Genomic DNA, 13,661 nt, shown 5'->3' on the forward strand with positions numbered 1-13,661 from the left:
CTACCGACGCGCGAACTGCTGACGCGCGAACTGCTGATGCGCGAACTGCTGATGCGCGAACTGCCGATGCGACGACCAGTGTGGAGCACATGATGGGGACGCAGGTCGAAGAGATCGTCCAGGCACTGAGGACGTCTCTCGTGGAGAACGAGCGGCTGCGTCAACAGCACCAGCGCCTCGTCGACGAACGCACCGAGCCCATCGCCGTCGTGGCGATGAGCTGCCGCCTTCCGGGCGGCGTCCGGTCACCGGAAGACCTCTGGCGGCTCGTCCTGGACGGCGAGGACGCCATGTCGGGCTTCCCCGACGGGCGCGGCTGGGACGTGGGCTGGCTGCGCGGCCTGGGGGATTCGGGCATCACTCCGGAGGGCGGCTTCGTCCACGACGCCGACGCCTTCGACCCGGTGCTCTTCGGCATCAGCCCCCGCGAGGCGCTGGCGATGGACCCGCAGCAGCGGCTCCTCCTCGAAGCCGCCTGGGAGGTGCTCGAAAGGGCCGGGGTCGACCCCACGTCCGTACGGGGCACCGACACAGGGGTGTTCGTGGGCGCCTCGTCATCGGGGTACAGCGCGGGCATGTACGGCGACGCCGAGGGCAGCGAGAGCTTCCTGCTCACCGGCAGCGCGGGCAGCGTCCTCTCGGGCCGGCTCTCCTACACCTTCGGCCTGGAGGGGCCGGCCGTGACCGTGGACACCGCCTGCTCCTCGTCGCTGGTGGCGCTCCACATGGCCGTGCGTTCGCTGCGCGGCGGCGAGTGCTCGCTGGCGCTCGCGGGCGGTGTGACGGTCATGGCGTCCCCCGGCGCGTTCGTCGAGTTCAGCAAGCAGGGAGGGCTGGCGGGCAACGGCAGGTGCAAGTCGTTCGCGGCCGCCGCCGACGGCACCGGCTGGGGCGAGGGCGTGGGCGTACTGCTCCTGGAGCGGCTGTCCGACGCCCGGCGCAACGGCCACCAGGTCCTGGCCGTGGTGCGGGGCAGCGCCGTCAACCAGGACGGTGCGAGCAACGGCCTCACCGCGCCCAGCGGCCCTGCTCAGCGCAGGGTGATCGGCCAGGCCCTCGCCGACGCCGGACTGACGCCCGCCGATGTCGACGCGGTGGAGGCGCACGGCACGGGCACGACGCTCGGCGACCCCATCGAGGCGCAGGCGCTGCTCGCGACGTACGGCCGGCAGCGGCCCGCAGAGCGGCCGTTGCTGCTCGGCACGGTCAAGTCGAACATCGGCCACACGCAGGCCGCGGCCGGGGCGATCGGCGCGATCAAGACGGTCCTCGCGCTCGGCCACGGCGTGCTGCCGCGCACCCTGCACATCGACGAGCCGACCCCGCACGTCGACTGGTCGAGCGGCGCCGTGTCTCTGCTGACCGAGGCCGTCGCCTGGCCGGACACCGGGCGGCCCCGGCGGGCCGGGGTCTCCGCCTTCGGACTGAGCGGCACCAACGCCCACCTGATCCTCGAACAGGCCCCGGATGCGGAATCCACCAAGACCCCGGACGCCGGGGCCGTGGGCACCCCGCTGCCCGTCATGCCGTTCCTGATGTCCGGGCGCACGGACGAGGCGCTGCGCGGACAGGCGGCCCGGCTCATCGACCGGCTGCGCGAGACCCCGGACGTACCGCTGACGGACCTCGGGCGGACCCTCGCCGTGTCCCGCGCGGCCCTGGACCGCCGCGCGGTGCTCCTGGCGGCCGACCACGCCGCTCTGCTGCGGGGGCTCACGGCGGTGGCCGCGGACGAGCCGGGCCCGGGTGTGGTCCGCGGCGCGGTGCGCGTCGCGGGCGGCACCGCCTTCCTGTTCACCGGGCAGGGCAGCCAGCGCCTCGGCATGGGGGAGGAACTCCACGCGCTGTTCCCCGCGTTCGCCGCAGCCCTGGACGCCGCCTGCGCCCGGTTCGACCCGTACCTGCGGACGCCGCTGCGTGCGGTGATGTCCGGCACGGACGCGGACCTGCTTGACCGGACCGAGTACGCCCAGCCCGCGCTGTTCGCCTTCGAAGTGGCCCTCCACCGGCTCCTGGAGTCGTGGGGGGTGCGCCCGGACGCGGTGGCCGGTCACTCGGTGGGAGAGCTCGCCGCCGCGCACGTCGCGGGCGTCCTCTCCCTGGAGGACGCCTGCACGCTGGTCGCGGCGCGCGGCCGGCTGATGCAGGCGATGCCCGCGGGCGGCGCCATGGTCTCCGTCGAGGCGTCGGAGCAGGAGGTGCGGGAGTCGCTGGAGCAGGTGCGCGGCTCGCTCGCGGCCCGCCCCGACGACGCCCTGTCGATCGCCGCCGTCAACGGCCCCGCGGCCGTGGTCGTCTCCGGCGACCGCGCGTCGGTCGACGAGGTCGTGGCGCTGTGGGCGGCGCGCGGCCGCAGGCACAAGGAGCTGCGAACCAGCCACGCCTTCCACTCGGCCCACATGGACGCGATGCTGGCCGAGTTCAGGTCCGTCGCCGAGGGCCTGACGTTCCGTCGGCCGGAGATCGACGTCGTCAGCGCGCTGACCGGCGAACGGCTCACCGCGGACCAGGCGGTCTCCGCCGACTACTGGACCCGGCAGGTCAGGGAGACCGTCCGCTTCGCCGATGCCGTGCGGCGGCTGAGCGACGACAGCGTCACCACGTTCGTGGAGCTGGGGCCCGAAGGGGTACTGACCGCGCTCGCCCGGGGCTGCCTGGCCGAACGTACCGATGCCCGGCAGCCGCTGCTCGCCGCCGCGCAGCGACGCGACAGACCTGCGGCACACGCGCTCTTCAACATGCTCGCCGAACTCCATGTGCAGGGCAGGACCGTCGACTGGGACGCGGTGTTCGCGGGCCGCGGCACACGCCGCGTCGACCTGCCGACGTACGCCTTCCAGCGGCAGCGGTACTGGCCCGCGCCCCCCGAGGCCCGCGCCGACGCGCCGGAACCCGTGGCCGAGGACGGCGGCTTCTGGAGCGCGGTGGAACACGGCGGGCCCGCCGCGGTGGCGCGGCTCCTGGACGCGCCCGAGGAGGACGAGGCCGCGCTGAGCACGGTCCTTCCGACCCTGGCCGCGTACCGCACGCGCTACACGCGCTCCACGCTGACCAGCGAACGGCGCTACCGGACGGCCTGGGAGCCGGTCACGGTCCCCGAATCCTCTTCGCTGTCCGGCAGTTGGCTGGTCGTCGGCCCGGACACGGCCCCCGCGGCGGACGTGACGCGGGCACTGCGCGCCCACGGGGCCGAGGTGCTCCGCGTCCCCCTCGCGGGTGCCGACCGGGACACCCTCGCCGACGCCGTGAACCGGCTGTGGCCCGACCCCGCGCTGCCCCCGATGGCGGGCGTGCTGTCACTGGAGGCGCTGGCCGAACCCGCGGACGGGAGCTGCCCCGACGGTGCGCTCGCGGCGACGGTCGCCCTGCTGCAGGCGCTGGGCGACAACGGCGTCTCCGCGCCCCTGTGGTGTCTGTCCTCGGGCGCCGTGCGCGCCGCCGACACCGACCCCGCCCCGGATCCGGTCGCCGCTCAACTCTGGGGCCTGGCCAGGGTCGTGGCGCTGGAGCACCCCGAGCGGTGGGGTGGCGTCGTCGACCTGCCCGCCGCCCTGGACGAGGCCGCGCTCGACCGCCTCGTGGGGGTGCTCGGCGCCGCGGACCGCGAGGACCAGCTTGCCGTGCGCGCCTCGGGAGTACTGGGGCGCCGACTGGTGCGCGCCCGCACCAAGGACCGGGAGCCGGTGCGCCGCTGGACCCCGCACGGCACCGTTCTGCTGACCGGCGCGGCGGGCGAGCGCGCCGCTCATGTGGCCGGCTGGCTGGCCGAACAGGGCGCCGACCACGTGGTCCTTGCCGGTTCCGGCGCCGAGCAGGCCGCGGTCGTGGAGGAGCGGGTGACCGCCGCGGGCGCGAAGGTGACCGTGCTGCCCGACCATGTGGAGGACTGCCCCGACCTGGGCGCCCGGATCAGGCAGCTCGCACGCCTGAGTCGTGTCACCGCCGTCGTGCACATCGCGCTGCCGACCGCCGTGGGCGTCCCGCTGGCCGAGACCGAGCCCGCCGAGCTGGCGCGGGCCGTGCGCGTGGAGACCGGACTCGCCCGGCTTCTCGACGGGGCGCTCACCGCTCCCGAACTTGAGGCGTTCGTGGTGTTCTCCTCCACCGCGGCCACCTGGGGCAGCGGTGGCTTCGCCGTCCGCGCGGCGGTCGGCGCCGCCATGGACGCCCTCGTGGAGGCGCGCAGGGAGCGCGGCCTGCCCGGCACCTCCATCGCCTGGGTGCCGTGGGCCGGCTCGTCCCCCGGGGCCGGCGACGAGCAGCTGCGCAGGCGCGGGGTGCGGCCGCTGCGCCCCGGCCCGGCCGTGATCGCGCTCCAGCAGGCGCTGGACCACGACGACACCTGCGTGGCCATCGCCGACATCGACTGGGCGCGGTTCACGCCCGCGTTCACCGTCGCCCGGCCCAGTGCGCTGCTCACCGGGATCCCCGAGGCGCGGGCGGTGCTCGCCGCACCGGTGACGGAGGCGCAGCCGGACGAGTCCCCGGCGGTGCTCGCCGCCCAGCTGGAGAGCTGCTCGCCGCTCGACCGCTATCAGCTGCTGCTCGAACTGGTCCGCAGCCGTGCGGCGGCGGTGCTCGGCCATGCGTCGGCCGGCCACGTAGATGTCGACCGGGACTTCCTGGAGCAGGGCTTCGACTCCCTGACGGCGCTGGAGCTGCGCGACGCCCTGCAGGCGGCGACCGGCCTCGACGGCCTCTCCGTCACGCTCCTGTTCGACCACCCCACGCCGTCCGAGCTGGCCCGGCACCTGTCGGCCGTGCTCGCCGACGGCAACACCGGCGTGGAGGAGGGCGAGGGCGCCGCCGCGGGCGCGGCCACCGCGCCCGCGGCCAACAGGGGTCCCGCCGCGGGCAACGGCGGCATCCTCGGCCAGCTGTTCCGGCACACGCGTGCCCAGGGGGAGTCCACCGAGTACGCGAAGGTCCTGCTGCGGCTCGCCGAGTTCCGCCCGGTCTACACGGACCCGGCCGACCTGCCGCGTCCCGCCACCGTCGTGCGTCTCGCGTCGAGCAGGGGACAGGACACGGCCGGCGGCCGGCGGGCCGGGTCCGGCGGGGAGCTGCCCCCGGTCTTCTGCTGCTGCACGATGTCGATGCTCTCCGGAGCGCACGAGTACGCGAGGCTCGCGGCCGGGTTCCGCGGGTCGCGCAGTGTGTACGCGCTGCCGCACCCGGGCTTCGCCGACGACGAGGCGCTGCCGGCTTCCTACGACGTCCTGATGCGTACGCACGCGGACTCGGTCCTGCGCACCGCGGGGGACGGGCCGTTCGTGCTGACCGGCCACTCCGGCGGCGCGCAGCTGGCCAACTCCCTCGCGCACGAGCTGGCCGGGCAGGGCCGCCCGCCCGCCGCCGTCGTGCTCCTGGACAGCTACCCCATGGACAGCGACGTGATGGCGCAGTGGGTCCCCGAGCTCCTGGACGGGATGCTGGAGCGGGACAGCGCCTACACGCCGATGGACGACTTCCGCACCACCGCGTGGGCCGCGTATCTGCCGCTCCTGCACGGCGTGACGCCGCAGCCGGTCGATGTGCCCACGCTCCTGATGCGGGCGAGTAACCCCCTGAGCGAGTGGACGGGGGAGGGCGACTGGCGCGCGTCCTGGCCCCTGCCACACACGGCCGTCGACGCACCGGGTGACCACTTCACCCTGATCGGCGGCCACGCGGCGGACGTCGCCCGTCAGATGCAGGAATGGCTCAGGAGCGAGGGCTGCTGAGAGGGCCCGCCGCCGCACCCCGTACAGGGGTCGGCGGCGGCGGTTAGGGGTTGCCGCGAGTTTGGCTCGATTCATAGTCTCCGGACTGGAGTCGACTTGGCGGACCCGTAGTTCGCATCAACTCTGCAAACGAATGGTTGGTTATGCCTGTCGAAGCAAGGCCGAAAATCGGCGATGATGCCCAGATCTCCCTCGACGGTCGGGAAAGGGCCGAACTGGCGTCACTGGCAGGCCAGTTGAAAGACGCCGCACCCCAACTGGTCGACGACCCACGCTGGATAGCCCAGGCCAGGGAACTCTCCTGCCTGCTGCCACCGCGCCTGCGCCAGGTGCTGCGCCAGTTCACCTGGAACTCCGGCCGCGAGGCCATGCTGCTGGTCCGCAATCTGCCGGTGGATCCAGAGACGGTGCCCGACACCCCGGCGGTCCGCGGCTCGGTGCAGCGCGAGAGCAGCACGTCGGCGGCCTCGCTGGTCCTCATCGCCATGGCGATGGGCGAGGTGATCGCCTTCGACAAGGAGAAGTCGGGCGCGCTCGTACAGGACGTGGTGCCGGTGCCCGGCATGGAGGAGTTCCAGGGAAACGCGGGCTCCATCAAGCTCAACATGCATACGGAGAACGCGTTTCACGAGCACAAGCCCGATCTGGTCGGCCTGATGTGCCTGCGCAACGACCACGAGGACATCGCGGGACTGCGGGTGGCCTCCGTACGCAACGCCCTCCCGCTGCTGTCCGACCGCACCAGGGAGATCCTCCACCAGCCCCGCTTCGTCACGGTCGCGCCGGCCTCCTTCGAACTGGAGGACGGCATGCAGGAGCCGCACGGCATCCTCAGCGGGAGCGTCGACGACCCCGACCTGAAGGTCGACTTCAGCAGCACGCTCCCGGTCGACGACGAGGCCGGCGAAGCGATGGCGCAGCTCGAGTCGGTCATCGAGCAGATCGCCCACACGCTGATCCTGCGCCCCGGTGACCTGGCGTTCGTCGACAACCGACTCGCCCTGCACGGACGCAACGCCTTCCAGCCGCGGTACGACGGCCGGGACCGCTGGCTGCAACGCGTCTTCGTACACCTGGACTTCCGCAGGTCCCGCGCCATGCGGGGACGGGACGGCCAGGTCCTCGGAGCCGTCTGACCGCCGCGCCGGCCGCGCGCGAACGCACCGACACCGATCGAACCGAATTGAGGTACCCCCATGTCCGCGGGTGAGGACGACAGCACCTACAGCCGACCTGTCTCACCCACGGAGACATGGTTCCTGGTCTACCCCGACTCGGTTCCCGGCGTCATCCAGATCGTGGTCGAGGGTGCGGGGCACATCGACCCCGACGAGCTGACCCGCGCGGTGGAGACCGCTTCCCGGGCCTGTCCCGGGGCGCGGTTGACCCGGCAGGGCATGACCTGGGTGGACAGTGGCACGGCCCCGGCCGTGCGGGTGCTGCCCGCCGACTCCTTCGACCCGCGCACCTTCGCGGGTACCGAGCGGCTGCACAGCCCCCTCATGGGCCGCGACGGCGGCCCCACCTGCGAGATCCTGCTGCAGCCCGGCGAAGCGTCGGACACGCTGATCCTGAGGGCCTTCCACGCGGTCATGGACGGCCAGGGCGTGCGCGCCTGGGCTAACGACATCTTCCGCGTGCTGCGCGGCGAGGAGCCGCTCGGCGCGCCCTCGCGCATCACGGAGTGCGAGCTGATCGAGCAGGCGGGCGCCCCCGAGAGCCGCGACATCGAGCCCGATCTCGACTGGCCCTCGTCGCTCGGCTCCCGCCCGCAGGGTCAGCACGCGTTCTTCTGGCGGCGGCGCACCGTCGACGGCACGCACCCGGCGCTCGTGGCGAAGGTCGCGCTGGCGGTCACCCACGCCTGCGGGCTGAGCACCGGACGCTTCCTCGTCCCGGTCGACCTGCGCAGGTATCTGCCCGGTGTCCGCTCGACCGGCAACCTCACCAACAACCCGCTGTACGAGGTGCGCGCGGGCTCCCGTTGGGAGCAGGCGCACGAGCAGCTCCTGTCGATCCTCACCGGCCGGCAGGACCTCGCGGCCCGCGTCGACCCCACGCTGCCCACCCAGGACCTGACCGTGCTGAGCCGGCAGATCATGGGGCTCGACGCGTTCTCCGCACAGCACGACCGCTACAGCAGCCTGGCGACGCTGTCGCACGTCGGCAAGGTGGACCTGGCCGACTTCAGCACGGACACCTTCCACGCCACGACGGTGTACTCGCTGCCCAACGCGGGTCCGCTCGGCCCGCCCGAGATCAACGCGGTGGAGTGCGGCGGACGCACGGAGATCACCATCGGCTGGTACGACGGCCCGCAGACCCCCGAGCGGGCCGAGGCGCTGCTCGACCGGATCGAGGAAGCGCTCTCCCCGCACGCCCACCGCGAGTGGGAGGCCAACGACACCGCGCGTCCCCTCGCCCACCCCGGCACGGTGGTCCAGCAGTTCCAGGAGCAGGCCGACAGGAACCCCGAAGCCATCGCGCTGACCGGCTCCGAAGGGGATGTGACGTTCCGTCAACTAAGCGGTCGGGCGGACGCTGTCGCGGCCGAGCTGCTCCATCGTGGCGCCGGCCGCGACACCCTCGTGGGGCTCCTCGCGGGCCGCACGGTCGCGGGCATGGCCGCCATCTGGGGCGTGCTCAAGGCAGGCGCCGCGTATCTGCCGCTCGACCCGCAGCAGCCCGACCACCGGCTCGCCGACCTGGTGGCGGACGCCGGGGTGACCATCTGCCTGACCGAACGCGCCTACGCGGACCGAAAGTTCGCCGCCCGGGCCGGGGCGCAGACGGTGCTCCTGGAGGACCTCGCGGAGTCCACGCGCAGGCCGGCCGGCGTCGATGTGCGGCCCGGGGACCTCGCGTACGTGATCTACACATCGGGGTCGACGGGCCGCCCCAAGGGCGTCGAGATCGAGCACCGCCAGCTGACCACCTTCGTCAGCTGGGCGACGCGGGTCTACGGCGTGGACGCCACCTCCCGCTTCCCGCTGTTCACCTCGCTCGCCTTCGACCTGTCCAACACGGCGCTCTTCGTGCCGCTCCTCGCGGGCGGTTCGATCGCGCTGGTGCCGGACGAGCCCAACCACGTGGTCCTGCGGGACATGCTGGAGAACTCGGGTGCCAACGCGCTCAAGCTCACGCCCACTCACCTCGACCTCATCAGCCGCTTCGATCTCGCACCGAGCGGATTCCGCTCCGTCATCGCGGGCGGCGAGCTGCTGCGGACCTCGGTCGCGGACCGCGCCCAGCGGCTCTTCGGCCCGGACTGCGGGATCTTCAACGAGTACGGGCCCACCGAGACGACCATCGGCTGCATGACGCGGCGCTACGACGCGGAGCGCGACGCCGGACGGCCCTCCGTGCCCATCGGCGTGCCCACCGACAACACCCGGATCCACCTGCTCGACGGCAACGGCCGCTTCGTTGCCCCGGGCGAGGTGGGGGAGATGCACCTGGCGGGCGACCAGCTGGCGCGCGGCTACCGCAGCCGCCCCGACCTCGATCGCGAGCGTTTTACCGCCCTGGCCGACGGGACCCGCGTCTACCGCAGCGGCGACCTGGCCCGCATGCTCCCCTCGGGCGAACTGGAGTCCGTCGGTCGCAACGACGAGCAGGTGAAGGTGCTCGGCTACCGCATCGAACCCGCCGAGATCGCCCGGACCCTGGAGGAACACCCTGCCGTGGCCACGGCATTCGCCACCGGCCTGGTCAAGCCGGGCACGCGGGACAAGGTCCTGTGCGCCTACGTCGTGCTGGGCGGCGATGCGACCGTCGAGGAGCTCACCGCACACGTCAAGGAACGACTGCCGCGCTACATGGTGCCGACCGCGACCTTCGTCGTCCCCGACCTGCCCCGCACCGTCAACGAGAAGGTCGACGTCTCGGCGCTGCCCGTGCCCTTCGAGGGACCGGCGGCCGACTCCGCGACGGCGGGTGCCGCGACGCGCAGCGAGGCCGAGGACGCGGTGGCCAAGATCTGGGCCCGGGTCCTCGCGGTGGACGTCGACCGGCTCGGCGCGGACGCGGACTTCCACCGGCTCGGCGGCGACTCCGCCACGCTCCTCGCGATGCTGGCCGCGGTCAGTGCGGACGTCGTGGGCATCGAGCGGGAGAAGGACTTCATGGCCAGGCTGCCGGAGATCATCGCAGGCCCCACCCTGGCCAGGGTGGCGGAACTGGCCGAACACGCGCGCGTGGGCAGCGGGGTGGGCGGTGCCTGACCCACGACCGGGCAGACTGGTCGCGATCAGCGACCTCCACATCCGGTACGACGAGAACAGAGCGATCGTCGACGCCCTGCGGCCCGGCTCCGACCAGGACTGGCTGATCGTCGCGGGCGACATCGGGGAGCGCGTGTCGGACGTCGAGTGGGCGCTGCGGACCCTGCGCGACCGGTTCGCCAAGGTGGTGTGGGCCCCGGGCAACCACGAACTGTGGACGGCCCCCGACGACCCCGTCCAACTCCGCGGGGAGCAGCGCTATCTGAACCTGGTCGACCTCTGCCGCGGCCTCGGTGTGGCCACCCCCGAGGACCCCTATCCGATCTGGGAGGGAGAGGGCGGCCCGGTGGCGGTCGCCCCGCTGTTCCTGCTGTACGACTACACCTTCCGGCCCGCGGGGACGTACTCCAAGACGGCGGCGCTGGAACTGGCAGAGCGGGCCGGGGTGGTCTGCAGCGACGAGTTCCTGCTGCACCCCGACCCCTACCCCAGCAGGGAGGCGTGGTGCCGCGCCCGGGTACGGGCGACCGAGGCCCGGCTTACGGAGCTGCCCGCGGAACTGCCCACGGTCCTCGTCAACCACTTCCCGCTGGTGCGTGAGCCCACCCGGGTGCTGTGGCGCCAGGAGTTCGCGTTGTGGTGCGGGACGACGGCCACGCACGACTGGCACCGGCGCTTCCGTGCCAGGGCCGTGGTCTACGGACATCTGCACATCCCGCGGGTGATCACGTGCGACGGCGTACCGCACCAGGAGGTCTCCCTCGGCTATCCCCGGGAGTGGCGTCGCCGTCCGGGCAAGCCCGGCCGTCCGGTGCCGGTCCTGCCGGCGGCCGTTCCCGTGTGACACCCCGCATGACTTGAGGCTGCTCAGCGAATTCCCGCAAAGTTGGAGTGGTGTGAGATGACTGTCCTGCACGAGCGCCCGGCCGGGCTGCCGGCGTCCGACGCCCGCGGCCGTGTCGCCGAACTGATGGGGATGCGGGAGCAGGCCATCGCCGGCCCCGGTGCGAAGGCGACCGAGGCGCAGCATGCCAAGGGGAAGCTGACGGCGCGTGAGCGGATCGAGTTGCTGCTCGACCCGGGGTCGTTCAACGAGGTCGAGCAGTTGCGTCGGCACCGGGCCACGGGTTTCGGTCTGGAGACGAAGAAGCCGTACACGGACGGTGTGATCACCGGTTGGGGCACGGTGGAGGGCCGGACGGTCTTCGTGTACGCGCACGACTTCCGGATCTTCGGCGGTGCGCTGGGTGAGGCGCATGCCACGAAGATTCACAAGATCATGGACATGGCCATCGCGGCCGGTGCGCCGCTGGTGTCGCTGAACGACGGTGCGGGTGCCCGTATCCAGGAGGGCGTCTCGGCGCTGGCCGGCTACGGCGGCATCTTCCAGCGCAACACCAAGGCCTCGGGTGTCATCCCGCAGGTCAGCGTGATGCTGGGCCCGTGTGCGGGTGGTGCAGCCTACTCGCCGGCCCTGACGGACTTCGTGTTCATGGTGCGTGACACCTCGCAGATGTTCATCACGGGGCCGGACGTGGTCCGCGCGGTGACGGGCGAGGAGATCACGCAGAACGGCCTGGGCGGCGCGGATGTGCACGCCGAGACGTCGGGCGTGTGCCACTTCGCGTACGACGACGAAGAGACCTGCCTGTCCGAGGTCCGCTACCTGCTGTCCCTGCTGCCGTCCAACAACCGCGAGATGCCCCCGGCCGCCACGGGCCCGGACGCCGTCGGCGGGAGCGGCGACGCACTGCTCGACCTCGTGCCCGTCGACGGCAACCGCCCCTACGACATGACGAAGGTCATCGAGGAGATCGTCGACGACGGCGACTACCTGGAGGTCCACGAGCGCTGGGCGCGGAACATCGTCTGCGCACTGGCCCGGCTCGACGGACACACGGTCGGCATCGTCGCCAACCAGCCGCAGTCGCTGGCGGGTGTGCTGGACATCGAGGCCTCCGAGAAGGCCGCGCGCTTCGTGCAGTTCTGCGACGCGTTCAGCATCCCGATCGTCACCCTGCTGGACGTCCCTGGCTTCCTGCCCGGCGTCGACCAGGAGCACGGTGGGATCATCCGGCACGGCGCCAAGCTGCTGTACGCGTACTGCAACGCCACCGTGCCGCGGATCTCGGTGATCCTGCGCAAGGCCTACGGAGGCGCGTACATAGTGATGGACAGCCAGTCCATCGGTGCGGACCTGACCTACGCCTGGCCGACGAACGAGATCGCGGTCATGGGCGCGGAGGGCGCCGCCAACGTGATCTTCCGCCGGCAGATCGCGGGCGCCGAGGACCCCGAGGCGATGCGCGCGCGCATGGTCAAGGAGTACAAGGCCGAGCTGATGCACCCCTACTACGCCGCAGAGCGCGGGCTGGTCGACGACGTCATCGACCCGGCCGAGACCCGCGAGGTCCTCATCAGCTCCCTCGCGATGCTCCGCAACAAGCACGCCGACCTGCCCTCGCGCAAGCACGGCAACCCCCCGCAGTGACGGGCAGACCGCCCCTCGTCCTGCCGGCCGAGGTCCATCGGCTCTCCGAGCAGATGGCGGCCGCCGCGCGCGGCGAGGCATTCGTGCTGCAGATGGGCGACTGCGTGGCACAGTCCGCGGGGGACGTCGAGGCGAACGTCGTGGCCGGTGTCCGCACGCTCCTGCAGGCGGCGCTCGTGCTGACGTACGGCATTCAGGTACCGGTGATCAAGATCTGCCGGCTGCCCGCCCGCCACGACGAAGCCCTCGACGCGTACTCGGTGACGGCGCTGAACATGGTGCGGGCGATGACCCGCGCGGCCGGCGTCGCCGATATGCGCCAAGTGCATCGGTGGAACCAGGAGTTCGTTCGGACCACGGAGGTCGGCGCTCGGTACGCGGCGCTCGCCCGGCGGATCGACCGCGTGATGCGCTTCATGGCCGCCTGGCCCGTCGACGACACCCCGCTGCGGACCACACGGATCTTCGCGGGCCATGAGGTGCTGCCCCGCGACCACGAGCGGCCGCCGCCGTGCCCCGAGAAGGCCGCAGGCCCTGTCCCGTGGGATTTGCCGGCCCATTTTGTCTGGCTGGGGGAGCGAAGCCGGGAAAAGGAAGGACCGCACATCGCGTTCGTGGAGTCCCTCGCCCACCCGGTCGGCCTTGAGATCGGCCCCGGGACTCTTCCCGAAGAAGCCGTCGAATGCGTTCGGCGACTGGATCCGCATTTCGTGCCTGGCCGGGTCACCTTGATGAGTGCAATGGGCAGCGACAGGGTGCGGGACATACTGCCGCCCATCGTCGAGAAGGTGACCGCGTCAGGGCATCAGGTTGTGTGGCAGTGCGATCCGGTGCGGGAGAATTCCCTTGAGTCGTCGGACGGTCGCAGGGCGTCGTCCCTTTTTCAATTTTCCGACGAGGTGCGCGGCTTCTTCGAAGTCCACAGAAGCCTTGGCACGGACCCGGGCGGGATACGGCTCGACCTCGCTGATGGAAATGTAGCCGTGGAACTGGCATTTCTTATCGCCGAGTCGCTTCGCGGCTGATTTGTAGGTTTCTCTCGTTCCGAGAACTTGATCCTCGATCGCCCCATGTCAAGGCTGCTTGAGTGTGCCCAGCACCTTGTCGCCCGCAACCCTTGTGACCTGCTGCGCCTCCTGTCAACCCCCTAGATGTGTCGACCTGTCCCCTAAGGTTGCACCAGAGAGTCCGGGGTTGCCCCGTCGTGAGGGGCCGCTTTGGATT

Annotated in this window: 6 protein-coding genes; all 6 read left to right on the top strand. The window is 72.0% G+C overall.

The window, feature by feature from the left end; genetic code table 11:
* The first annotated feature begins 92 nt into the window (after positions 1-92).
* On the top strand, positions 93-5,723 hold the full coding sequence (locus ACZ68L_RS01275; protein ID WP_469573320.1) for a type I polyketide synthase: 5,631 nt from the start codon (positions 93-95) through the stop codon (positions 5,721-5,723).
* Positions 5,724-5,866: 143 nt separating this feature from the next.
* Positions 5,867-6,859 (top strand): TauD/TfdA family dioxygenase, encoded by a 993-nt coding sequence (locus tag ACZ68L_RS01280; RefSeq protein WP_469573179.1) that lies wholly within the window; start codon positions 5,867-5,869, stop codon positions 6,857-6,859.
* 60 nt (positions 6,860-6,919) lie between these two features.
* A complete protein-coding gene (locus tag ACZ68L_RS01285; protein ID WP_469573181.1) occupies positions 6,920-9,946 on the top strand; it encodes an amino acid adenylation domain-containing protein in 3,027 nt (1,008 codons plus the stop codon).
* A complete protein-coding gene (locus tag ACZ68L_RS01290) occupies positions 9,939-10,790 on the top strand; it encodes a metallophosphoesterase family protein (RefSeq protein WP_469573182.1) in 852 nt (283 codons plus the stop codon). The genes ACZ68L_RS01285 and ACZ68L_RS01290 overlap by 8 nt, the downstream gene beginning before the upstream one ends.
* Before the next feature lie 57 nt (positions 10,791-10,847).
* A complete protein-coding gene (locus tag ACZ68L_RS01295) occupies positions 10,848-12,437 on the top strand; it encodes an acyl-CoA carboxylase subunit beta (protein ID WP_469573184.1) in 1,590 nt (529 codons plus the stop codon).
* Between the two features lie 53 nt (positions 12,438-12,490).
* A complete protein-coding gene (locus ACZ68L_RS01300; protein WP_469573185.1) occupies positions 12,491-13,462 on the top strand; it encodes a 3-deoxy-7-phosphoheptulonate synthase in 972 nt (323 codons plus the stop codon).
* The last annotated feature ends 199 nt before the right edge of the window (positions 13,463-13,661 follow it).

Source organism: Streptomyces sp. NPDC104309, assembly GCF_055584025.1.

Excerpts from the sequence above, each read along its gene's own strand:
- ACZ68L_RS01275 (WP_469573320.1), top strand. The coding sequence starts at position 93 with ATGGGGACGCAGGTCGAAGAGATCGTCCAGGCACTGAGGACGTCTCTC.
- ACZ68L_RS01280 (WP_469573179.1), top strand. The coding sequence starts at position 5,867 with ATGCCTGTCGAAGCAAGGCCGAAAATCGGCGATGATGCCCAGATCTCC.
- ACZ68L_RS01285 (WP_469573181.1), top strand. The coding sequence starts at position 6,920 with ATGTCCGCGGGTGAGGACGACAGCACCTACAGCCGACCTGTCTCACCC.
- ACZ68L_RS01295 (WP_469573184.1), top strand. The coding sequence starts at position 10,848 with ATGACTGTCCTGCACGAGCGCCCGGCCGGGCTGCCGGCGTCCGACGCC.
- ACZ68L_RS01300 (WP_469573185.1), top strand. The coding sequence starts at position 12,491 with ATGGCGGCCGCCGCGCGCGGCGAGGCATTCGTGCTGCAGATGGGCGAC.